21 protein-coding genes are annotated in these 23,365 nt (G+C 53.5%); 8 read left to right on the plus strand and 13 right to left on the minus strand.

The annotated features are described in order from the left end of the window. Positions 1-68 precede the first annotated feature (68 nt). Positions 69-710, plus strand: a complete 642-nt coding sequence (locus tag FYJ84_RS06485) for an L-threonylcarbamoyladenylate synthase (RefSeq protein WP_154406782.1) — start codon at positions 69-71, stop codon at positions 708-710. Positions 711-915: 205 nt separating this feature from the next. Here the strand turns inward: FYJ84_RS06485 and FYJ84_RS06490 are convergent, their stop codons facing one another. From FYJ84_RS06490 to FYJ84_RS06500, 3 genes are all read right to left on the minus strand, one after another. Beyond that, the gene (locus FYJ84_RS06490) at positions 916-1,212 is read right to left on the minus strand and encodes a hypothetical protein (RefSeq protein ID WP_154406783.1); all 297 of its coding nucleotides are present in this window, start codon (positions 1,210-1,212) and stop codon (positions 916-918) included. An 85-nt stretch (positions 1,213-1,297) separates the two neighbouring features. Next, on the minus strand, positions 1,298-1,612 hold the full coding sequence (locus tag FYJ84_RS06495) for a hypothetical protein (RefSeq protein ID WP_154406784.1): 315 nt from the start codon (positions 1,610-1,612) through the stop codon (positions 1,298-1,300). Positions 1,613-1,841: 229 nt separating this feature from the next. Further along, positions 1,842-2,294, minus strand: coding sequence for a helix-turn-helix domain-containing protein (locus tag FYJ84_RS06500; protein WP_154406785.1), 453 nt, complete (start codon positions 2,292-2,294; stop codon positions 1,842-1,844). A 247-nt stretch (positions 2,295-2,541) separates the two neighbouring features. Here FYJ84_RS06500 and FYJ84_RS06505 point away from each other — a divergent pair, with 247 nt between their 5' ends. The 6 genes from FYJ84_RS06505 (at position 2,542) to FYJ84_RS06530 (ending at position 10,356) form a co-directional block, all read left to right on the plus strand. Beyond that, positions 2,542-4,674 (plus strand): autotransporter outer membrane beta-barrel domain-containing protein, encoded by a 2,133-nt coding sequence (locus FYJ84_RS06505; RefSeq protein WP_154406786.1) that lies wholly within the window; start codon positions 2,542-2,544, stop codon positions 4,672-4,674. A gap of 384 nt (positions 4,675-5,058) precedes the next feature. Further along, complete coding sequence (locus FYJ84_RS06510; RefSeq protein WP_154406787.1) at positions 5,059-5,883, plus strand: M48 family metalloprotease; 825 nt, start codon at positions 5,059-5,061, stop codon at positions 5,881-5,883. A gap of 211 nt (positions 5,884-6,094) precedes the next feature. Then, the gene (rpiB, locus tag FYJ84_RS06515; protein ID WP_277008843.1) at positions 6,095-6,541 is read left to right on the plus strand and encodes a ribose 5-phosphate isomerase B; all 447 of its coding nucleotides are present in this window, start codon (positions 6,095-6,097) and stop codon (positions 6,539-6,541) included. A 50-nt stretch (positions 6,542-6,591) separates the two neighbouring features. Next, on the plus strand, positions 6,592-7,839 hold the full coding sequence (glyA, locus tag FYJ84_RS06520; RefSeq protein WP_154406789.1) for a serine hydroxymethyltransferase: 1,248 nt from the start codon (positions 6,592-6,594) through the stop codon (positions 7,837-7,839). Positions 7,840-7,955: 116 nt separating this feature from the next. Then, on the plus strand, positions 7,956-8,594 hold the full coding sequence (upp, locus tag FYJ84_RS06525) for a uracil phosphoribosyltransferase (RefSeq protein ID WP_154406790.1): 639 nt from the start codon (positions 7,956-7,958) through the stop codon (positions 8,592-8,594). Positions 8,595-9,171: 577 nt separating this feature from the next. Beyond that, positions 9,172-10,356 (plus strand): iron-containing alcohol dehydrogenase, encoded by a 1,185-nt coding sequence (locus FYJ84_RS06530; protein ID WP_154406791.1) that lies wholly within the window; start codon positions 9,172-9,174, stop codon positions 10,354-10,356. A 169-nt stretch (positions 10,357-10,525) separates the two neighbouring features. Here the strand turns inward: FYJ84_RS06530 and FYJ84_RS06535 are convergent, their stop codons facing one another. From FYJ84_RS06535 to cysK, 5 genes are all read right to left on the minus strand, one after another. Next, on the minus strand, positions 10,526-11,050 hold the full coding sequence (locus FYJ84_RS06535; RefSeq protein ID WP_154406792.1) for a 2-oxoacid:acceptor oxidoreductase family protein: 525 nt from the start codon (positions 11,048-11,050) through the stop codon (positions 10,526-10,528). Then, positions 11,050-11,871, minus strand: coding sequence for a 2-oxoacid:ferredoxin oxidoreductase subunit beta (locus FYJ84_RS06540; RefSeq protein WP_154406793.1), 822 nt, complete (start codon positions 11,869-11,871; stop codon positions 11,050-11,052). The genes FYJ84_RS06535 and FYJ84_RS06540 overlap by 1 nt, the downstream gene beginning before the upstream one ends. After that, on the minus strand, positions 11,871-13,019 hold the full coding sequence (locus FYJ84_RS06545; protein ID WP_154406794.1) for a 2-oxoacid:acceptor oxidoreductase subunit alpha: 1,149 nt from the start codon (positions 13,017-13,019) through the stop codon (positions 11,871-11,873). Before FYJ84_RS06545 ends, FYJ84_RS06540 begins: the two co-directional genes overlap by 1 nt. Further along, positions 13,016-13,216 carry a 4Fe-4S binding protein gene (locus FYJ84_RS06550; RefSeq protein ID WP_154406795.1) on the minus strand — a complete coding sequence of 67 codons (201 nt, stop codon included), beginning with the start codon at positions 13,214-13,216 and terminating at the stop codon, positions 13,016-13,018. Before FYJ84_RS06550 ends, FYJ84_RS06545 begins: the two co-directional genes overlap by 4 nt. Positions 13,217-13,726: 510 nt before the next feature. Next, complete coding sequence (cysK, locus tag FYJ84_RS06555; protein ID WP_154406796.1) at positions 13,727-14,659, minus strand: cysteine synthase A; 933 nt, start codon at positions 14,657-14,659, stop codon at positions 13,727-13,729. A 206-nt stretch (positions 14,660-14,865) separates the two neighbouring features. Here cysK and FYJ84_RS06560 point away from each other — a divergent pair, with 206 nt between their 5' ends. Next, positions 14,866-15,312: an RrF2 family transcriptional regulator gene (locus FYJ84_RS06560; RefSeq protein ID WP_154406797.1), complete on the plus strand. Its 447-nt coding sequence runs from the start codon at positions 14,866-14,868 to the stop codon at positions 15,310-15,312. A gap of 102 nt (positions 15,313-15,414) precedes the next feature. On the opposite strand, the gene FYJ84_RS06565 is transcribed toward FYJ84_RS06560, so the two are convergent. From FYJ84_RS06565 to FYJ84_RS06585, 5 genes are all read right to left on the minus strand, one after another. Continuing rightward, positions 15,415-17,097, minus strand: a complete 1,683-nt coding sequence (locus tag FYJ84_RS06565; RefSeq protein WP_154406798.1) for a phospho-sugar mutase — start codon at positions 17,095-17,097, stop codon at positions 15,415-15,417. 237 nt (positions 17,098-17,334) lie between these two features. Further along, on the minus strand, positions 17,335-18,663 hold the full coding sequence (dnaB, locus tag FYJ84_RS06570) for a replicative DNA helicase (RefSeq protein ID WP_277008364.1): 1,329 nt from the start codon (positions 18,661-18,663) through the stop codon (positions 17,335-17,337). A 21-nt stretch (positions 18,664-18,684) separates the two neighbouring features. Beyond that, complete coding sequence (locus tag FYJ84_RS06575; RefSeq protein WP_154406799.1) at positions 18,685-20,793, minus strand: S16 family serine protease; 2,109 nt, start codon at positions 20,791-20,793, stop codon at positions 18,685-18,687. Beyond that, entirely contained in the window at positions 20,793-21,239 is a 447-nt protein-coding gene (gene rplI / locus FYJ84_RS06580) for a 50S ribosomal protein L9 (RefSeq protein ID WP_154406800.1), read from the minus strand. The genes FYJ84_RS06575 and rplI overlap by 1 nt, the downstream gene beginning before the upstream one ends. Continuing rightward, the gene (locus FYJ84_RS06585) at positions 21,211-23,223 is read right to left on the minus strand and encodes a DHH family phosphoesterase (RefSeq protein WP_154406801.1); all 2,013 of its coding nucleotides are present in this window, start codon (positions 23,221-23,223) and stop codon (positions 21,211-21,213) included. The genes rplI and FYJ84_RS06585 overlap by 29 nt, the downstream gene beginning before the upstream one ends. Positions 23,224-23,365: the final 142 nt, after the last annotated feature.

Consider the following 23,365-nt stretch of genomic DNA (forward strand, 5'->3'; position numbering starts at 1 on the left):
TATGGGCTGTTTTTTCAGAGGTGCACAGTTGGCGGTTATCGGTTGGCTGCTACGAGGTGATTTAGGTTATGGAAACGGAAATATTGCGGATAAGTGATGTAGTTAGGCAGCAGAGGGAGATAGCCCGGGCGGCGGAGCTTTTGCGGCAGGGGCAGCTGGTGGCATTTCCTACGGAAACGGTGTATGGCATCGGAGCCCTGGGGCTGGACATGGCAGCTGTGGAAGCCCTGTATGAGGCGAAAAACCGCCCTGCCAGCAAGGCATTTTCCCTGCAGGTGGCGGATGTGAGCATGGTGCCGCAGGTGGCGGCCTATGTGCCCAGGTCTGCCAGGCTGCTGATGGAGAAATTCTGCCCGGGGCCCATCACGGTGGTACTGCCCAAGGCTGCCGCTGTACCCTATAAGGTGACAGGCGCCCGTGATACGGTGGGAGTCCGCATACCGGCCCACCCGGTGGCACTGGCATTATTGCAGGCTGTGGGGAAGCCTCTGGCTGTGCCCAGTGCCAATATTTCCGGCCATACCAGCCCATTATCTGCTAACGATGTGTATGCTGATATGGCTGGCAGGCTGCCCTTGATACTGGACGGTGGTACATGTCCTGTAGGTGTTGAGTCCACCATCGTGGACTGCACCGGCAGCAAAATAAAAATCCTGCGGCATGGCGCCATCAGCGAGGCTGAAATCAGGGCAGCAATAGAGGAAGTATAGGCAATATAGGCAGTATAGTTCGATATCATTCTGGCCAAAAGAAAAAGAGGGCGGCTATCACAGACTTCTGGCTTTGCGAAGCCTGTGATAATGCCGCTCTCTTTTCATGTTAGGTTGATTGGAATCAATATTATAAAATTCATTTGCCTTTGCGGGTTGCTTAGCTTAGCGTTGTTCAATTCAACTTAATTTAAGTTAATGTAATTCAATTCATCCAGATAACATCCATCTGAGGATTTCTTTCTTTTCTCCTGGCAATAACGGCATCTACCTTCTCTGCCGGGACACCGCTCATCTTGCCGGTGCAGATAGAAACGCTCATGGAGGAAACAGAACCGCCTGCCAGCAGTTTTTTGAAGGCATCGATATTTCCTTGGCCGGAAACGTAGAACATATCAACCTTACCATCCTCGCGCTTCTTCAGAAAGGTAGCAGCGGCACCGCCTGTTACCATGTCCAGCTCATCATCGTTCAGCATAGCATCTTTCTTTTCCATAGTCATTGTCATCGCCTCTTTCTTTGTTTTTTAGCTATTGTCATTTTTGCAAGGAGATCTGTACTCTTTTTGCGTTGCAAAACTTTGGGTATTAGGAAATCCATTCAAAGGTTACATTCGGGTTGCGCATCCTCATATTGCACATCATAGTATCGACCATATCGGCATCGATGCTGAGCTGACTAGTGGTGCTTATTAAAAAAACATCGCTGGGGTAATTAGAATTGCCATTGAGGCCTTTACTGCTTAGTATTTTCTTAAGGGTATTGGTATTGTGGCTGCCGCGAACGATGAACATGTCTACTGTGCCGTTCGCGTTCTTCTTCAACAATGCGGTGTCAGCACCGCCTGTTACCATATCCAGCTCATCGTCAGTCAGCATAGCATTTTTCTTATCCATAGTCATTGTCATCGCCTCTTTTCCTGGTTAGTAGCTATCTATCTACTCATTTGTTGTTTTCTGGTCTTTGTCCTTTATACGCGGTAATGGGGGCTTCATTACAAAAAACGCAAAAAATTATAAACCTAAATTGCAATAAGAAAGTGAACATTGCGGTGTGTGACTGAGAAAGAGAGCCTTTAGTCCGGATGGCGTATTTTGCCATCTTGACTAAGGGCTTTTGGTTTATGAAAAATTACTCGGTGCAGCTGGTGGCTGGGGGGAGCTTATTGAGCGTGCAGATGCGTGGTGCAGTCTCCTTGTGTGCTTCTGCAAGGCGCAGCTGTTCCCTGTATCCGGCAGCCAGCATCAGGGTTTTGCCCGGGCGGTCAAGGGAGTCAAAAAGCTCCGTAAGCTCCCGATGAGCTTCGTCCTTATCCGGCACAGCCTGATAAGGTGTGGTGCTGTTAATGATGTCGTGGTTATCGGATTTTTGGCCGGAGACTGTTTCATTTTCGCCAGTCAGCAGCCATATCGGTGACACGCCTAAAAAAGCCGCAATTGCGACTATATACTTTGCAGGAGGATCACTGCCACGGGATTTCCAGGAGGTAACGGTGCTGGGAGCAACATTTATACTGGCAGCAAGTGCCCGAAGCCGTGCGTTATCCTGTCCCATACGTTTAAAAATGCGTTGACATATACTCATAATTGGTCACATCCTTGTAAAAAGCATGGAAAAACGCTGAATTTTCAATTATTTTTCATGTAGGGTATTGAAAATATACGCAATTGAGAGTATAATAAACGCATAGTTGTTTAAAAGTTAAAATTTCATACGAAAATGCAAAAGGGATTGCGTTCATAACCCATCAAATTGCGTATTTATTATTATATCACAAAATGATTGGGTAAGTCCGCGTTACCGGAAAATAAGGTATGGGAGGATATTCAATATGAGGATGAAAAAGAGCAATAAGAAGCTGGCGGCTTTAGTTGGCTTGACATTAGGGTTTTATGCAGCTCATAGTGTTACCTTGTATGATGCGCCGTTAAATGATGGTTGGGGCATAAGTGTTGCTTGTGCAGAAGAAAGCGGTGGCGAAGGCAGCGGCGGTGAAGGCAGCGGCGGCGAAGGCAGCGGCGGCGAAGGCAGCGGCGGCGAAGGCAGCGGCGGTGAAGGCAGCGGCGGTGAAGGCAGCGGCGGTGAAGGCAGCGGCGGTGAAGGCAGCGGCGGTGAAGGCAGCGGCGGCGAAGGCAGCGGCGGTGAAGGCAGCGGCGGCGAAGGCAGCGGCGGTGAAGGCAGCGGCGGCGAAGGCAGCGGCGGTGAAGGCAGCGGCGGCGAAGGCAGCGGCGGTGAAGGCAGCGGCGGTGAAGGCAGCGGCGGCGAAGGCAGCGGCGGTGAAGGCAGCGGCGGTGAAGGCAGCGGCGGCGAAGGCAGCGGCGGCGAAGGCAGCGGCGGTGAAGGCAGCGGCGGCGAAGGCAGCGGCGGCGAAGGCAGCGGCGGCGAAGGCAGCGGCGGTGAAGGCAGCGGCGGCGAAGGCAGCGGCGGCGAAGGCAGCGGCGGTGAAGGCAGCGGCGGCGAAGGCAGCGGCGGTGAAGGCAGCGGCGGCGAAGGCAGCGGCGGCGAAGGCAGCGGCGGTGAAGGCAGCGGCGGTGAAGGCAGCGGCGGCGAAGGCAGCGGCGGCGAAGGCAGCGGCGGTGAAGGCAGCGGCGGTGAAGGCAGCGGCGGTGAAGGCAGCGGCGGCGAAGGCAGCGGCGGCGAAGGCAGCGGCGGTGAAGGCAGCGGCGGTGAAGGCAGCGGCGGTGAAGGCAGCGGCGGTGAAGGCAGCGAAAGCGGCATAGAGAGCGCAATTGCCGCAGCAGATGAGGTATTGCAGTCTGTGAGTGAAGCTGTTGGTGGTATAGTTGAGCTTGATGCAGTAAAAGTAGCTTCAGTTGATCCATTCAAGTCTGTTTTGCCAAATGCAAATGATATAGCAAAACTGCTAAACCCTAGCGCAGAGCAAATTGCAGAAATAAGCGCAGCACGGTCGGCATTGTTGGAAGCTCGTGCAGAGCTTGTGGCTTTTGTCAACAATAGCCGGGTAAGGATTTCTACGGAGGAAGCAGTACAGCAGATTGCTGAAATAGATGAAAGGCTGGATGCTCTTGATTTAGAAAAACAGGCAGCTAGAATAACTGCTGCTGTCCAGCAGGCAGGTAAAACTGCAGCTGCCCCTGGCGTAACTTCTGCCCGTGCCGCAACTGCCATCACCAACGTGCTGACAAACAACGTGGTGAACCGTACTGCGGAAATCCGTGGCTTTGCTTCCGCAGTTGATGAGGGACGCCCTGCTCCTGACAAGATGTGGTTCCAGTACAAGCATACCAACATGGATGTAGATGGCGGCGATGTTTATAACAAGTCCACCATTAACACCAACAACTTCCAGCTGGGTTATGATACCCAGATTGGCGAGAACGATTACCTGGGTGCTTATATCGGCACTACTACTGGCAATGCAGATTTCAATGGCCCGGCTCAGAGTGGGCGCATTGATATTGACAACTCCTTTGACTTTGGTGTGTACGGTACTCATATGCTGCCGAATGACCAGTATATTGACTACATGATTCATACCGGCAAGTTTGACAGTGAGTATGACAGCAGCAAGTGGGGAACTACGGACACAGGTGCTATGCTGGGCTACGGCGCAAAGATTTCCCAGAGCGACCGCCTGACTCTGAACCCTTACATCCAGCTGGCTTATGATAAGATTAGCGTGGATAGCTATACCACCAGGGTTGGCAACGTAATCAAGAGCGATGACAGCAACAACTGGACTGCTAAGCTGGGTGTAAACCTGATTGATGCCAGCGGATTGTATGGCGGTGTTGCTTATAGCAGGGGACTTTCCGGCAGCTACAATGCCTACATCAATGGCGTGGCTATGCCTACTAATGATTACAATGCCAACGTGCTGTACCTGAGTCTTGGCTACCGTGCAAGCATGGCAAAGAATGCAGTGCTTGACCTTTCCATGGAGAAAACATTCATGGATTACAAGGGATGGACTGCGGCAGGCAAGGTGAATTTCTACTTCTGATAAGTGGTGTCCCAACTCCAAAAGGTAAGATGATTTTAGCAGAAAGCTTCTGTTTCCGTTTTGCGGAGGCAGGGGCTTTTTGCATTAGCATAACCGTGCATTATAGGATAAAAAATTACACAAAAAATCCTGCAATATCACATTGCAGGACACAAACGTATTTGCTATAATAAAAATGGTGCTACCATAACGGTAGGCGGTTAGCCATCCTGAACACGATAATGATAGGCAAAGATATTAACGATAGACAGAAATAACCGCCGGACGCCAAACGAGTGGTTATTTTGACTAACATCGGGGGCTAACCGTCTACTGGTAGCACTTTCTCTATATCTATTATAAAGACGGGGGTTATTTTTGCAAGGGGATTTTGAGGTGGTTGGCATGAGGGGTATGATATTGCTGAACAGGGTGCTGGCAGGGCTGATAATTTGCGTATTTTTGCTGCCTGTTGCGTATTGCCGGGCAGGGGAAAGGGAAGAAGCGGCTATCAGGTATTTTACGGCGGAGCCTGCCGGGCGGTACTATATGTATTCCTTTCTGCGTGAGAAGCTGAAGGGTGAGGAAGCTTTGCCGGAGGAGGAAGACAGGGTACGGCGGTTGCTGGAGAAGCTGATAACAGCGGCAATTAGCGTACATGAAATTTCAGGGAATGGGGAGAGCTGGCAAGGGGACAGTGAACCCTGGGTGCTGGTGACGCCCAACGAGAAGTTTAATGCCTACGCTTTGCCGGGGGGAATTTTTGTGGTGAACCGTGGCGTGCTGAATATTTTATCAGATGATGAGCTGGCAGTTATTCTGGCTCATGAGCTGGGGCATCAGGTGCTGGGGCATCCTGTGGCGGCCATGAAGCGTTCACCGCTGGCCTGCCGTTACCTGCGCCGGGCGGCAAAGGAGCTGGCAAAGGAACTGGCGGCAGAAGGGCAGGCAGGTGATGCGGAACCTGAAAATACGGAGCTGGCTAGAAAATCCGTAGAAGCCTTCTGGGAAGCGGTGCAGCTTTCTCATGTGCTGAAACGAGAGGAAAGGGAAGCAGATGAATGGGCGGCGCAGCTGATTGCCACCAGCGGCTTTGATGTATATGCGGCTGTCAATCTCTGGCCCTGGCTGGAGGAATTGTATGGCCCTGTGCCCAATGCCAGCAACCACCTGAGCTACAAGGAGCGCAGTAAAATATATGAAGCGGCAGGCCGGTATGTAGAGCAGTAAGTGGTTTGCAATGATTTTTAGCTTATAAGCAAAATATTTCTGCACGCTTTCATTTTCTATGGTAAAATGGTATAGCATTTGTTGGAAGCACAATTGTATTTTGACGGTTGCGTGGCAATATGCACATATTTCTTGTTTATTTTGCGATTTTGCCTGCCTATGCCTTTGACTATGCTTATGCTGGCTGGCAGGCTGGAAAGGGGATACTGTAGTGAAATTAGTGATTGGCTGCGACCACGGCGCGGTAGAGCTGAAGGATTCCGTGAAGAAGGTTCTGGCTGAGTTTGAGGATATTAAGGTGGAGGATGTAGGCACATTTGACGGCAATTCCGTGGATTATCCTGATATTGCGGAGAAGGTCTGCGGCAAGGTTGCCAGCGGCGAGGCTGACAGGGGCATTGTGCTCTGCGGCACCGGCCTGGGGATTTCTATTGCTGCCAACAAGGTCAAGGGCATCAGGGCGGCTCTCTGCCATGATGTGTTCTCTGCCCGCATGTCCCGTGAGCACAACGATGCCAACGTGCTGGCTATGGGGGGCAGGGTAATCGGCTTCGGGCCTGCCGGTGAGATTGTCCGCGTCTGGGTAACTACCGATTTTTCCCATGAGGAACGCCATCAGCGCCGTATTGACAAGATGATGGCTTTGGAGAATAAGTGATGTATTTTTTATGATATATTTAAGAGTGTATTTTAGGAGGATTTATTTAGATGGCTTTGATGAATGATTTGAAAACCGTAGATCCTGAGGTGGCAGCAGCGATTGATGCGGAGCTGAACCGCCAGCGCAACAAGCTGGAGCTGATTGCTTCTGAGAATATTGTCAGCACGGCAGTAATGACTGCCCAGGGCAGCGTGCTGACCAACAAGTATGCCGAGGGTTATCCTGGCAAGCGTTATTATGGCGGCTGCGAGCATGTGGATGTGGTTGAGCAGCTGGCTATCGACCGGGCCAAGGAGCTGTTCGGTGCCGGGTATGCCAACGTGCAGCCTCATTCCGGTGCCCAGGCCAATATGGCAGTTTTCTTTGCCCTGCTGACCCCTGGCGATACCGTTATGGGCATGAACCTGACTGATGGCGGCCATCTTACCCATGGTTCTCCTGTCAATATGTCCGGCAAGTATTTCAACATCGTGCCTTATGGCGTAAGTGCTGAGACTGAAGCCCTGGACTATGACGAGGTGCAGAGGATTGCGGAGGAGTGCAAGCCGAAGCTGATTGTGGCCGGTGCTTCTGCCTACGCCCGTACCATTGATTTCCCTCGCATGGCGGAAATCGCCCACAGTGTAGGCGCATACCTCATGGTGGATATGGCGCATATTGCCGGCCTTGTGGCAGCTGGCTATCATCCGAGCCCTGTGCCTTATGCTGATGTGGTAACTACCACTACCCACAAGACTCTCCGTGGCCCTCGCGGCGGCCTCATCCTCTGCAAGGATGCTGAGTTTGGCCAGCAGTTCAACAAGGCTATCTTCCCTGGCATCCAGGGCGGCCCTCTCATGCACGTTATTGCAGGCAAGGCAGTAGCCTTGAAGGAAGCCCTCTCCCCTGAGTTCAAGGAGTATGCGGCCCAGATTATCAAGAATGCCAAGGCTTTGGCTGATACCCTGGCGGCAGACGGCTTCCGCATTGTTTCCGGCGGCACTGACAACCACCTGATGCTGGTTGACCTGACCAGCAAGAACATCACCGGCAAGGTGGCTCAGAACCTTTTGGATGAGGTGGGCATTACTGCCAACAAGAACACCATTCCATTTGAGAAGCTGAGCCCGTTCGTAACTAGCGGCATCCGTCTGGGCTCTCCTGCTTTGACCACCCGCGGCTTCAAAGAGGATGACATGGTAGAGGTTGCCAATATTATTGCCCTGGTGCTGGACAATCCTGAGGATGAGTCCGCCCGTGAGCAGGCACGTCAGCGTGTAGCGGCTCTCTGCGCCAAGTATCCTCTGTATGAGTAAACAATCATAGTCGTTTGACATTAATATTTTGCATAAATACCAGGCTGGGGGCGTGGAGATTTAGCCCCCGGCTTTGTAGTATGGTATGAAATTTTGACTTTGAAGGAGTGGTTGAAATGGCAGATTTGAAGGTAACTGTGATTGATCATCCGCTGATTCAGCACAAGCTGACTATCATGCGCATGAAGGAGACCGGCACCAAGGATTTCCGCCAGCTGCTGGAGGAAATCAGCATGCTGATGACTTATGAAATCACCCGGGATTTTCCTTTGAAGGATGTGGAAATCGAGACTCCGATGGGCAAGTGCACAGGCAAGCAGCTGGCTGCCTCCCGAAAGGTGTGCGTGGTGCCTATCCTGCGTGCAGGGCTGGGGCTGCAGAGTGGCGTGGTAAACATGATTCCTACCGCCAAGGTAGGCCATATTGGCCTGTACCGTGACCCGGAGACACTGAAGCCGGTGGAGTATTACTGCAAGATGCCTAGCGATATTGCGGAGCGCACCATGCTGGTGGTGGACCCGATGCTGGCAACTGGCGGCTCCGCCTCGGCAGCTATTACCATGCTGAAGGAGAAGGGGGCGAAGAACCTTATTCTCATGTGCCTGGTGGCAGCACCGGAGGGTGTGCAGGTCATCAATGAGGATCATCCTGATGTGCCTGTCTATGTGGCTGCGGTGGATGACCATCTGAATGACCATGGATATATCGTGCCGGGACTTGGTGATGCCGGTGATAGAATCTTTGGAACAATCTAGGTGAATTTCAGTTTATACAGCGGTTGGCAGTTGCAAGTTTCGTCAGCCACTTCGCCCCCCTATTTCAGGCTTATTCGTAAAGCTGTATGGGGCACTATGGTAACAAATAATGTATGTGGTTCTGTCATTTTGTTTATATCTGTTCAGACAAAGAAAGGGATGAGTGAGGACAGTACCCATAGAAAACCTTTGTTGTACCTCGGTGCGCGGCGGGTGATATGCCGGTGGCATATCACCCAGCACAAGACAACTGCAATGCGTTGTCTTGTGCTGCGACTACGCAAGCCGTAGGCGTAGCAAGAGCTTAGCATCCGCTAGGTACAACTAGGAGCGCGAGCGTGTTTTCTATGGGTAGCTGTCCCGCTCAGCCCATTTTTAGTCTGAACAGAATCCACAAACTAACAAAACTTATCCGTTAATGTTCCAAAAGTCTCGTACCTTCACGACGATAAACTGAAATTTATATACTAATAACTATTCATTTACGTCAATTTGTGTTAAAATGGGACATAAGAATAAAAAGCAATGCTTTTCAAGCAGGTTTTTGATAAGGGTTCAAAACAGGAGGGGTAAATTTATGCAGAGCTTTGAGTATTATAGCCCGACAGAAATCATCTTTGGCAAGGGGGCCGAGGAAAAGACGGCAGAGAAGGTAAAGAAGCATGGCGGCAGCCGTGTGTTCATAGTATATGGCGGCGGCAGCGTGGTCAAGAGCGGCCTTCTGGCAAGGCTCCAGAATCAGCTGGAAGCAGCCGGCATCCCTTATGACTCCATTGGCGGCGTGCAGCCGAATCCGCTGATGTCCCTGGCGAGAAAGGGCATACAGCAGGCACTGGAGTTCAAGGCTGATTTCATTCTGGCAGTAGGCGGCGGCAGCGTAATCGACACATCCAAGGCTATTGCCCACGGCATTGCCGATCCTGAGGTGGATATCTGGGAGTATTGGAGCGGCAAGCGTCCTATTACCAAGACCACCCCTGTAGGCGTGGTGCTGACCATCTCCGCGGCAGGCAGCGAGACCAGCAACTCAGCTGTGCTGACCAATGACGAAATCGGCAAGAAGTGTGGTACCAACACGGATTTGAACCGCCCGCGCTTTGCCATCATGAATCCGGAGCTGACCTATACCCTGCCACCTTATCAGATTGCCTGCGGCACTGCCGATATTATCATGCACACCCTGGAGCGCTACATGACCCACACCGAGGGCAACAACTTTACTGACCGGGTGGCAGAGGAGCTCATCAAGAACGTGATGAAGTTCGGCAAAAAGGCACTGGCAAACCGCAAGGACTACGAGGCCATGAGCGAGCTGATGTGGTGCGGCAGCGTGTCCCATACTGGCTTTACCGGCCTGGGGCGTGTCATGGATTTCGCAGCCCACAAGCTGGGCCATGAGCTGGGCGGCAAGTTCAACATCACCCACGGTGCTTCCCTGACCATTATGTGGCCTGCCTGGGCAAGGCATGTGTACATGGACAAGCCGGAGCGCTTCGCCCAGTTTGCAGAAAGGGTATGCGGCGTCAACTCCGGCACCGTGGAGGAACGTGCCCGTGCCGGTATCCGCACCATGGAGGAGTTCTTTAAGAACGACCTGGGGCTGCCGACCTGCTTCTCCGAGTCCGAAATCGGCGTGCAGGATGAGTCCGTGCTGGAATACCTGGCAGATATGTGCACTGGCGGCGGCAAGAACAAGGTTGCTAACTTCCGTCCTCTGGACAGGGAAAACTGCCTGGCTATCTACAGGGCTGCCAACCATTAAGCCATTTCCTTGCCTGAGAGGCAAATCTGACTGGCAGGGAGACTTGCCGATGATGCAAATTTGTCTGTGATGTGAAGGCTCAGTCTGGGCTTCTAATTTCTGGCAATAAAAAACTCCGTTGTTTACCACAATCCTGAGGGAGGCAGGTAAATAGCGGAGTTTTTATTTTTTATTTTACAGCATCATAGCCCAGCTGCAATGCCTTCATGTTTGCCTCGATGGTATGAGGCGGTACCCGGTGGGAAACGGCAGTCTTGACGGTTTCCAAATCTACCAGGCCGATGATTTTGGTCAGTACCCCCAGAGCCACGATGTTGGCAAAAAGGGACTTGCCAACCTGCTCAATGGCAATCTTGGTAATCGGCACCCGTACAATGTTCTTGAAGGCTGGCGGCTCAGGTACCAGGTCGGTGTCCAGCACCAGGATGCCGTCCTCATGCAGGTCGCCATAATACTTGTCAGCAGCCTTCTGAGTCATGGCAAGCACCACATCAGGAGTCTTGACATGAGGATGATAGATAGGGCCGTCATCGATGATGACCTCGGACTTGGAGGCACCGCCGCGAGCCTCCGGGCCGTAGGACTGGGACTGAACTGCTTCCTTGCCCTCTGCTACAGCAGCCTCGGCATAAATAATGGCAGCGGTGATAACACCCTGACCGCCGGAACCGGACAATCTAATCTGCTTTCTCATTACTTTGCACCTCCAGCTACTTCAATTACATGGTCATAGGCAGTAGCGTAGTCCACGCCCTCCTCCTGATACAGGAGGCCGATAGGGAACTTGTCGCCGGTCTTCTTGTCCTCAGGCAGCTTGTCCCAGGCAGCCTTCATTACGGCATTGTCCCGCATCCACATCATCAGCTTGGCAGGGTCTGCCATCTTGTTCTTGCGGCCGAAGGCAGTAGGGCACTGCACCATAGCCTCGATGAAGGAGAAGCCCTTGTTATCAAGGCCCCCGGCAATCATGTCGGTGAGATGCGGTACATGGTAGGCAGTGGAGCGTGCCACATAGGTAGCACCGGCAGCCTCTGCCAGCTTGCAGGCATCAAAGGTCGGATCCACGGCACCATAAGGGGCGGTGGTGGCTTTCTTGCCGGTCGGGGTCATCGGGGATGCCTGGCCGCCGGTCATACCGTAGATGTTGTTGTTGAACAGGACTACGGTCAGGTCCACGTTGCGGCGGCAGCCGTGGATGAAGTGATTGCCGCCAATGGCGGTGCAGTCGCCGTCACCGGTGATGACGATGACGTTCAGCTCAGGGTTGGCCAGCTTGATGCCGGTGGCAAAAGGAATGGCACGGCCATGAGCGGTGTGCAGCGTATCAAAATCCATGTAGCCGGAAGCTCTGGAGGAGCAGCCGATACCGGAAACGATGATGGTCTTATCGCGGTCCAGCCCCTTTTTCTCAATGGCCTGGACGATAGCTTTTGTGGCAATACCGTTACCACAGCCTGGACACCAGAGGTGTGGCAGGCGGTTCTGGCGAAAATACTGTTCAAAGGATCTTTCCATTATTTATTACCTCCTGCAACAAGGTCTTCAATACCCTCAAGGATTTCCTCAGGCTCGAAGATAGTCATATCATACTTAGCGCAAAGCTCAACAGGGCACTGGCCGGCAGCGGCGCGCTCAACCTCGCCTACAATCTGGCCGTAGTTCAGCTCTGCCACCAGGATGCCCTTTACCTTTGCAGCCAGAGCCTTGATTGCCTTGTCAGCAAAAGGCCAGATGGTTACAAGGCGCACCATGCCCACCTTGATGCCCTTCTCACGGGCAGCCAGCACGGCCTCATAGGCGGTACGGGCGGTGCCACCGAAGGCAACAACTGCATACTCGGCATCTTCCATGCAGTATTCCTCTACATGGGTGATTTCGTCACGGGCGATATCAATCTTCTTGTGCATGCGGTCGATGGCCTCACGGGTAACCTTCGGGCTGCCTACAGGGAAGCCGGTTTCATCGTGGATAAGTCCGGTAACATGGATGTGGTAACCTTCGCCAAAGTCTGCGATATTCGGTACCAGGTCCTCCGCAGGGGCATATGGCTCATAGCCCTCGGCACGGGTCTTGTCCGGCTGGCGGCGAGGGTAAACCTCGATTTCCTCAGCAGATGGCAGCTCAACCTTCTCACGGAGATGTCCTACAATCTCGTCCATCAACAGGATAACAGGGGTGCGGAACCGCTCGGAGTAGTTCACTGCCATGACAGCGGTATCAAATGCCTCCCGGACGCTCCAAGGGGACAGGGCAATCATCGGATGGTCACCATGTGTGCCCCAGCGTGCCTGCATAACATCGCCCTGGGAAGGGGCAGTTGGCTGGCCGGTAGATGGACCCACACGCTGCACGTTGACGATAACGACAGGAATCTCCGCTGCTGCAGCGTAGCCAATCAGCTCCTGCTTCAGGGAAATGCCCGGGCCGGAGGAGGCAGTCAGAGACTTCTTGCCTGCCAAAGAAGCACCCAGCACAACGCCCATGCTGGCAATCTCGTCCTCCATCTGGACGAACTTGCCGCCAACCTGAGGCAGGAGCTTTGCCATGCCCTCGGCAATTTCTGTGGAAGGGGTAATAGGATAGCCGCCGAAGAAACGGACACCGGCTGCCAAAGCACCCTCGGCACATGCCTCATTACCCTGCATCAATCTAGCTTTACTCATTTTGCCACCTTCTTATCTACAAAAATCGCATAATCAGGGCAGCGCATCTCGCACTGGCCGCAGGCTATGCAGTCATCAGGATTTTCGATAACAACCTTGCCCAGCTCGGAAAGCCCCAGCACCTTTTTCGGGCAGAAGGCTACGCAGATGCCACAGCCCTTGCAGCGAGGCAGCTTTACCGTAATTTCAGAATTCATATCTGACCCTCCAATACACATACACAATATACATTACTCATACTAAAATGCGCATAAATATGCACACAAGGTAAAGCAAAGCAAAAACACACGAAGCAGTCCCAGCTTTTCGCCTTGCTAAAGCTGAGCACTGCTTCATTGCAAGAGCTATTATATCACTTTACAGTGGACTTGTGTAGTATTTTTTTGATATAAATTGGAAAAAGATAAAAGAATAATGTATACAAGCTATATTCATATTATTATGGCTTGTATATGAAAAAAGTTACACTTAAGCAGAAATCTTTTTCATGAAATATCTGGTGGCAGCTGTTGAAAATAAGGGAAATTTAAAGAGAATAACATAAAGCAACACAAAATGACATAGAATGACGTAACATGATGCGAAATGGCATAATATGACGCAAAATAAGAAAACGCCGCCTGCCTTGCAGCAGTTGCGGCGTCTCCTGATTGGTGATTGTGTATATTTGGAGAGTATATTAAAAAAGTGAAAAGCTAAAAAATTAATCAGTCGGCAAACAGGGAAGTTGAAAGGTAGCGGTCACCGGTATCCGGCAGCAGTGCTACGATGGTCTTGCCCTTGTTGGAAGGACGCTTGGCAAGCTCTACGGCGGCAGCCAGGGCTGCACCGGAGGAAATGCCGATCAGCACGCCCTCTGCCTGGGAGAACTGGCGGCCAAACTTGAAGGCGTCCTCGTTCTCGATAGGAATAACCTCGTCATAAATCTTGGTGTTCAGGGTGTCAGGCACGAAGCCCGCGCCGATGCCCTGAATCTTGTGCGGGCCGGCAGTGCCCTTGCTGAGTACAGGGGAGGTGGCAGGCTCTACAGCCACTACCTTAATCTCAGGGTTCTTGCTCTTGAGGAATTCGCCGGTGCCGCTGAGGGTACCGCCGGTACCTACGCCAGCTACGAAGAAGTCAATCTTGCCCTCGGTGTCCTCCCAGATTTCAGGGCCGGTAGTTGCCTTGTGAGTGGCAGGGTTGGCCTGATTGGTGAACTGGGACGGGATATAGGAATGAGGGATGGAAGCGGCAAGCTCCTCTGCCTTGGCAATGGCGCCCTTCATGCCCTGGGCACCGTCGGTCAGGACGATTTCTGCCCCGTATGCCTTCAAAAGGTTGCGGCGCTCCACGGACATGGTCTCAGGCATGGTGAGGATAGCTCTGTAGCCACGGGCTGCCGCCACGCTGGCCAGGCCGATGCCGGTGTTGCCGCTGGTAGGCTCGATGATGACGGAATCCTTGGTGAGCTTGCCCTCGGCCTCAGCCTTCTCAATCATGGCCTTGGCGATACGGTCCTTGACACTGCCTGCCGGGTTGAAATATTCCAGCTTTACCAGGATATCAGCCTCCAGGCCGTTGGCCTTGATAAAGTTATTGGCACGGAGCAGCGGAGTGCGCCCGATGAGTTCTGTTACGCTATTATATACCTTTGACATAAAAACATCTCCTTAAATATTGTCCAATGCTTTATAAACATATATGATTGATATGCTTATATAATAAACTAGATTATCTACTTTGTCAATAGGTAATTGAAAAAATTTATAAAACATATTATTACTGTATGATATATTGATTTTGTATGCCATTTTTGGTATCATATACTTGGTAAATCTGATAGCTTAGAAAGGATTGATTTTTCATGCGTATTTCTGCAAAGGGCAGGTACGGGCTGGCGGCCATGGCACACCTGGCACTGAACTATAGTGGCGGAAGCCCGATTACTATTATCAGCATCTCTGAGAAGATGGGGATTTCCAAGATTTACTTGGAGCAGGTCTTTGCGCTTCTGAAGCGTGGCGGCCTGGTGCTGTCTCTCAAGGGGTCCCAGGGTGGCTACCAGCTTTCCAGGGCCCCGAAGGACATTACGGCCTACGATATTCTCGCTTCTATAGAAACCTCCATGATGGAACCGGCGGACAAGACGGTGGCGGATACCCAGCCAAAGCTGGAAAATGCTTTGCAGGAGCTGGTATTTGACAGGCTGGATGATGCCATACGGGCATCCCTGGCGGAGGTAAACCTGGAGGACATCCTGCTGGATATTGAGAAGAACAGCTCCCCTGACCAGCTGATGTATTTTATTTAATGGTACAAAAAAGACCGGTGGCACGAAAGCCCCGGTCTTTTTGTATACGCACATGATGCTGCTGTGCGGTGCGGTTCTGCCCCTACGGGTATATTTGATTTATCAGGAGAACAGCGGCTTCAAGGCAGCTGCCAGCTCATCCTTCTGTGCCTGTGCCTCCGCCAGGTCCTTGCCAAGGGTGGTGAAGTAGGTCTTGATTTTTGGCTCGGTGCCGGATGGGCGAACAATGGCGGTAGCGCCGCCCTCCAGCTCATAGAGCAGCACATTGGCAGGCGGCAGGCCGGTTTCCTCGGACTTCTTGAAGTCCACAGCCTTGGTTACCTTGTACTTGCCGATGGAGGCAGGCGGATTGCTCCGGAGCTCCGTCATGATGCCGGCCATCTTGTCCATGCCGGTGAGGCCAGGGAACTCGAAGCTGTCAATCTTGTTCAGGTAGCGGCCGTACTGGGTGTAGATTTCCTCCAGGCGCTGCTTGATGCTGGAGCCGGTTGCACGGTAGTAGGCTGCCATCTCGCAGATCAGCATGGATGCCACAACCGCATCCTTGTCGCGGACATAGGTACCGGCCAGATAGCCATAGCTCTCCTCAAAGCCAAAGATAAAGCGTTCCTCCTCGCCCTTCTTCTCCAGGCCCAGAATCTGGTCGCCAATCCATTTGAAGCCGGTGAGCACGCTGCGCAGCTCTACGCCATAATGCTCTGCCACAGCCTTGGCCAGCGGGGTAGATACCAGGGACATAACGGCTACAGGGTTCTTCGGCATGGTGCCCTTCTCGATGCGCCCTGCGCAGATGTAGTCCAGGAGCAGCACGCCCATCTCGTTGCCGGATACCAGCTCATAGGAGCCGTCAGGGCACTTCATGGCAATGCCCACCCGGTCAGCATCAGGGTCCGTAGCCAGCATCAGGTCAGCATCACATTCCTGCGCCAGCTTCAGGCCTGCCTCCAGGGCGGCATAAATCTCAGGATTCGGGTAGCTGCAGGTGGTGAAGTAGCCGTTAGGGTACTCCTGCTCAGGCACGATGGTAATATCGGTGATGCCGATATCCTTCAGCACCTGGGTAACAGGCACCAGGCCGGAGCCGTTCAGCGGGCTGTACACCAGCTTCAGGCCGCTGGTCTTGGCAAGGCCCGGACGTACCTGCCGGGACTCAATTGCCTCGTAGAATGCCTTCTTGCAGTCATCCCCTACGAAGCGGATGAGGCCGTCTTCCACGCCCTGGGCAAAGGAAACCTGCTTGGCGCCATTCAGCACATCAATCTTCTGGATTTCCTCATACACGATATCCGCTGCCTGGTCAGGCATCTGGCAGCCGTCAGGTCCGTATGCCTTGTAGCCGTTGTACTTGGCAGGGTTGTGGGAGGCAGTCACCATGATACCGGCGTTGCAGTTGTAGTACCTGGTGGCAAAGGAAAGGGCAGGTACCGGCATGGCAGCATCATAGATGCGTACATTGATGCCGTTGGCAGCCAGCACCCCTGCGGCAGTCTTGGAGAAGACGTCGCTCTTGAGACGGGTGTCGTAGCTGATGGCCACGGTCTGGGTGCCGCCCTGGGTCTTTACCCAGTTGGCAAGGCCCTGGGTAGCCTGGGCTACCACATAGATGTTCATGCGGTTGGTACCGGCTCCCAGCACGCCACGGAGACCGGCCGTACCGAATTTCAGGGAAACCGCGAAGCGGTCCTTGATTTCCTCGTCGTTGCCCTCAATGCGCCTCAGCTCAGGGCTCAGGTCAGCATCAGCCAGGTCGGCTGCCAGCCAGCGTTTGTATTCTTCGTTGTACATCATATAACCCCCTATTTATGCAAATATTGAAATACAGATTAGTCAGCCGATTATTTATATAACCCCATATAAAACCAGCCTATATATGTTTATAATTCGCAATAAAATAAAAAAATCCTGCTTTTCCGCAAAAAATGTTGCGAAAAAACAGGATTTTTTGCACAGCCACCTGAAACAGGGGAGCCTTGCGCTTGTGGTTTGCTTCCAATTATTCCCGGCAGCTTTGAGAATGGCTGCTTATTGCATCTTTGACAGGTTGTCAAAGCGGGTATATGCCTTCTGGAAGAACAGCTTCACCGTGTCTACAGGGCCGTTGCGGTGCTTTGCCACAATGACCTCGGTAATGTTCTTGTTGGCGGTTTCCGGCTCATAGTAGTCCTCCCGGTACAGGAACATGACGATGTCCGCATCCTGCTCCAGGGAGCCGGACTCCCGCAGGTCGCTGAGCATTGGCCGCTTGATTTGCCGTGATTCCACGCCGCGGCTCAGCTGGGACAGGGCGATAATCGGCACGTTCAGCTCCCTGGCAAGGGATTTCAGGGAGCGGGAGATTTCGGCGATTTCCGCCTGGCGGTTGTCACCGTTTCCCTTGCCGCTGCCCTGCATCAGCTGCAGATAGTCGATGATAATCAGGTCCAGCCCGTGCTGTGATTTCAGCCGCCGGGCCTTGGAGCGCAGCTCGTTCACCTGGATGCCTGCCGTATCATCGATGTAGAGGGGAGCCTTGCCGATAACCTCCGCCACCATCATCAGCTTGTGCCAGTCCTCGTCCGGAATATCGCCGATGCGCACCTTCTGGGAGTCCAGGCTGGCCTCGGAGCAGAGCATGCGCTGCATGAGCTGTGTCTTGGACATTTCCAGGGAAAAGAACGCCACGGACTTTTTTTCCCTGATGGCCACATTGGAGGCGATGTTCAGGGTAAAGGCAGTCTTGCCCATGCTGGGCCGGGCTGCCACCAGGATTAAATCCGAGGGCTGCAAGCCCGAGGTAAGCTTGTCCAGATCCGTAAACTCCGTAGGGATGCCAGTCAGGCCGCCCCTGGACTCATAGACGGTATTTATCTTGTCAATGCTTTCAATAACGATTTGGTTTATGGGTGTAAAATCCCCGGACATGTGCCGGGAGGAAGCGTCCATAATCCGCTTTTCCGCCTTGTCTAAAATGGTAGGCACATCCTCCTCCCCATCAAATGCCATGGCGGTAATATCGCTGGCGGCGTTGATGAGGTTGCGGAGGTCTGCCTTTTCCCGGACGATGTTGGCATAGTAGGTCACGTTGGAGGCGGAGGGCACTGCGTTGGCAAGCCCGGCAATGAAGGCAGGGCCGCCTACCTTTTCCAGCAGGTTTTCCTTGTCCAGCTGCTCCGACAGGGTGACTATGTCCACCGGCACGTTGTCGTTGGACAGCTTCAGCATGGTTTCAAAGACGATGCCGTGGGCATCCCGGTAAAAATCGCTGCGGTTCAGCAGCTCCGCTGCATCCGCCACAGCGGATTTTTTCATCATCATGGAGCCGAGGACGGCCTGCTCCGCCTCAATATTGTTGGGCGGCACCATTTTCATTATGTCATCCTGAGTTGCCAACTGCTATTCCTCCTTTGCCAGTAGCAGGTCAAGAGCCTCCTGTGCCCTGCTGACCGGGAAAATCTCCAGCCCCAGATGGTGCTTCGGTATGTCCTTGGTGTTTTCGGACGGGATAATCAGGCGGCTGATGCCTGCCTGTTTGGCGCCATAGGCCTTTTCAAAGACGCCGCCCACAGGGCGTACCCTGCCCTGGAGGGAAATCTCCCCGGTAACGGCAGTATCCTGACGGATTGGCTGGCCTGTGATGGCGGAAATAATGGCGGTGAGGATGGCGGTACCGGCGCTGGGGCCGTCAATATTGCCGCCGCCTACCACATTGATGTGCAAATCGTAGTCGTGAATGTCCTTGCCTGTCACCATGCGTACCACGGAGGCCGCGTTGAAAACTGAGTCCTTGGCCATGGATCCGGCAGTTTCGTTGAAGCGGACAGTGCCCTTGCCCTTTTCATGGGCTTCGAAGGCCACTGCCTCGATTTCGATGACGGAGCCCAGGAAGCCTGCTACCCCAAGGCCGAAGATATGCCCCACTTCGCACCTGTCAGAGGCTTTCTTGGTCACATAAGGGCTGAGGCGGCTGACCTGTGCCACCTTGTAGATATCGGCACGCTCAATGACCACGCCGCTGGCAGCATTAGTGCTTTCAGCAGCTTTATCGCTATCGTTATCAGCAGCACCGGCACTTGCATCAGCATCAGTATCAGTATCAGCACCTGTAACTGCATCGGTATCAGTGTCAGTAGCTTTATCACCAGCCTCATCCTTGGTTGGCTGCTGGCTGCGCTCCAGGGCAAGGCTGTAGGCATCTGCCAGAATGTTGATGGCTTTGCGCCCCTCTATAGTATACTCGCTGATGAGCTTGGCAACTCCGTCACCCAGGGTTGCCGAGAGCCTCTTGGCCGCCCGTTGGACGATTTCCTCAATGTGCTGGGGCGTCAGGGGCTCAAAGTAAATCTCCGCACAGCGGGAGCGCAGGGCTGGATTGATGGAGGAGGAGTCACGGGTAGTGGCGCCAATCAGCACGAAATCAGCCGGTGCCCCTTCCTCAAAGAGCTTCCTGATGTACGGCGGCACCTTGTCATCTGTCGGGTCATAGTAGGCTGATTCGAAGAAGGCCCGCTTGTCCTCCAGCACTTTCAGAAGCTTGTTCTGCAGCATGACATCCATCTCGCCGATTTCATCAATAAAGAGAATGCCGCCATGGGCATCTGTTACCAGCCCCGGCTTCGGCTCCGGGATGCCGGTGTCCGCCAAATCCCGGCGGGCACCTTGATAAATCGGGTCATGGACGGAGCCCAGCAGGGGATTGGTCAAATCCCGTGGGTCCCACCGGAGGGTGGTGCCGTCCGTCTCCACGAAGGGGGCATCCTGCCGGAAGGGGGACAGGGGACGCTCCTTGGAGGCCTCAAGCACCAGCCTGGCGGCGGTGGTCTTGCCTACTCCCGGCGGCCCGTACAAAATCAGGTGCTGGGGATAAGGGGAGCTAAGCTTTGCCAAAAGGGAGGCAACGGCACGCTCCTGCCCTACGATGTCTTCCAGGCAGTCAGGCCGCAGAAGCTCCATGACGGACTGGGTAAGCTTGACCTTTTCCAGCTCCTCCAGCTTTTCCCTTTTCTGCTGCTCCATAGGGGTTTCGTAGCCCTTTTTTTCCTCTTTCAGTATCTGGCGGCGGATATCCTGCACATAGTCCTGATGGTTTTCCTCCAGCCGGTCAGCGATTTTCTGCTCCAGATCTGCTTCCAGGGACCGGCGTGCCAGAAGATCCGACATCTTTTCAATCAGCTGGTCCACAAGCCGGGGGATATCCTTTTCCTCCGGCACAGCCGTCAGGGTAGGATTGTCGTACATGATTTTTTGCAGCGCAAGGACACGCTCACCCTTGATAGGGGAGCGTATCAGCTGCAGTGCCTCCATCTTGCCGGCCTTGATGACCAGCTTGTCGGAGCCGTAGTATTCCACCATCAGGGAAAGAATCATGTCAATCTTGCGGTCCAGCTCATCCTTGACGATAGCAGCGTCGCCCTCCGGCGTTGCCATATTCTGCACCGAAGCCCTGGGAGCCTTTCCCCTCTGGTCATTTCTCAGGTTAAAAAATTTGGAAAAGAAATTGTTCATTAGTTAGCCACTACCTCAACCTTGATGGTGCTGGTGATTTCAGGATGTACCTTGATGACAGCCTCGTAGAGCCCCGGGCCGGTAATTTCGGACTTCAGGGCAATCTTGCGCTTGTCCATGTCGATGTTGTGCTGCTTTTTCAGCACATCGGATACATCCTTGCCGGTTACGGAGCCGAACAGCCTGCCGTTGGCACCCACCTTCACAGGGATTTTGACGGTCAGCTTGGCCAGCTGGGCTGCCATGAGCTTGGCCTCGTCATTGTCCTGGGCCTTCTTGCGGGCGGCGGAGCCAGCCTTTGCCTTTGCCACATTCAGGTTCTCGGCAGTTGCCTCCTGGGCAAATTTCTTCGGCAGCAGGAAATTTCTGCCGTAGCCCTCGGAAACCTCCACGATATCGCCTTTATTGCCTACTTTTTTAACATCCTGCAGAAGTATTACTTTCATCTTTCTCATTCTCCTCTATAAATAATTGTGTTGCCTTAATAACATTGTTGTAAACATCCTCAAGGGAGGTGCCGGTAATCTGGGCACCTGCCACATTCTGATGGCCGCCGCCGCCGAACTGCTCCATAATCACCTGCACGTTGATGGCGCCTGTAGAGCGGGCACTGATGCCCACCGTATCAGGGGACAGCTGGAATACCACCATGCTGGCGTTGGCACCCTCGATGCGCAGCAGGGAGTCCGCTACCTGGGCGGCAATCACCTGTATATTCGGCAGCTCATCAGCACATTTGGTAATAATCAGGCCGTTTGGCAGCATCTGCGCCCTGGCCTTGGTTTTTGCCTTGGCCTGCTCCGTCTCAAAGTCAGAGCGGAACATCTGCCGTACCACGATAGGGTCGGCACCGCAGCGGCGCAGGTAGGCAGCCGCGTCAAAGGTGCGGACGCCGGTCTGTACCGCAAAGTTCTTGGTATCCACCAGGATGCCTGCATAGAGGGCGGTAGCCTCCAGCCTTGGCAGGTTCATATCCTCGTTGAAATAGTATAGAAGCTCTGTTACCAGCTCGCTGGTGGAGCTGGTGGCAGGCTCGCTGTAGGTCAGCCTGGCATTTTTGATAAAGTTGGAGCTGCGGCGGTGATGGTCGATGACCACAATATCCTTGATGCGGTCAAGAAGGTCAGGGGAAGCCGTCAGGTGGGGGATATGGGTATCCACCACGAACAGCACCGGCTTTTCCGCCGTGATATTGATCAGGCGGCTGGCAGGCAGGAACAGCTCACTATAACCCTCCTTTGCCTTCAGCCCCTCTGTGAACTTGCTGATGCCAGTGTTGAAATCGCTGAGGATGATGTGCACCGGCTTTTTCAGCTGCCTTGCCATGCGGGACACGCCCAGGGCAGCCCCCAGGGCATCAAAGTCCTCATTCTGGTGCCCCATGATAAATACTTCATCGGACTCCTGAATGATTTCGTGGATGGAATTGGAAATAATCCGCGCCTTGACACGGGTGTATTTCTCCACCGCCTTGGTCTTGCCGCCGTAGAAGTTGGTCTTGCCCCGCTGCAGCACGGCAACCTGGTCACCGCCTCTGCCCAGGGCCATTTCCAGCATGGAGTAGGCCTTGCCACCCAGCTGGTTGATGGTCTGGCTCTCAGCCACGGCAACGCCAATGCTGAGGGTGACAGACAGGTGCCGCACCGGGTTTTGCAGGGTGCGCACCTTGTCCAGGATGTCGAACTTTTCCTCCAGTGCCGTGTCCAGGTTGCGCTGCTCCATGACGACGATGTACAAATCGTCGGAAACCTTGCGCAGAAAGCCCTCCAGATGGTTTACCCAGTCGGTGATGGCCTTGTTGGTCTCAAAAATCAGGCTGTTCTGCTCCGTATCGTTCAGCCCCTGCAGTACGTCATTGTAGTTGTCAATCTGTACATACATGAGGGTGGTACGGGAGTCAGCGTGGATGCGCTTCAAAATCTCCAGGGCGGAGGCATCCTGAATGTACAGTGCCATCAGGCCGCAGGCACTCTCCTTGGTGGCCACAGGCCTGTGAATGGTATGGTAATGGATGTTTTCGTGGACGAAGACCAGGGTGCCGGTGCGTCCCCAGATGGTCTCCAAATCCAGCTCCGGCCAGAAATCCGACACCGCCATATTGTAGGCAGGCTCCGTATCAATGTGCTTTTCCAGCTCCTTGTTGAACCACTGCACCCTGCCGGCCTGGTCCGTCATCAGGATAATCTGGGGCATCTGCTCCAGGGCGTAGTTGGCAACGCTGTTGACGTTGCTGATGACCGTGTGGCAGTAATGGTCGAATTCCTCGCTGCGGCACAGGCAGCGCTCCCGGGCAAAGAACAGCAGGCAGAGCCATACCACTCCTGCCACGGTGCCGACAAATAGATTGTAAAAAGCCAGGATACCTGTCAGGATAAGGGCTGCAAAGAGAATGAAGCAGATATCCAGCCAGGCATTTAAGTTACGCGGCATAATATTACCTCTCGTTTTCTAAGTCACTCTAAGTCACTTTAGTCGCGTGACACAAAGTATAACCATTTATCCCCTGCTCCGCCTGCCCTCCGCCATTAGCCATTTATTAGCCGTTGGCAGGCAGACATCAGCAAGCAGTGAG

Origin of the sequence: Anaerovibrio slackiae (genome assembly GCF_009695585.1) — a bacterium.
Classification (GTDB): Bacteria; Bacillota; Negativicutes; order Selenomonadales; family Selenomonadaceae; genus Anaerovibrio; species Anaerovibrio slackiae.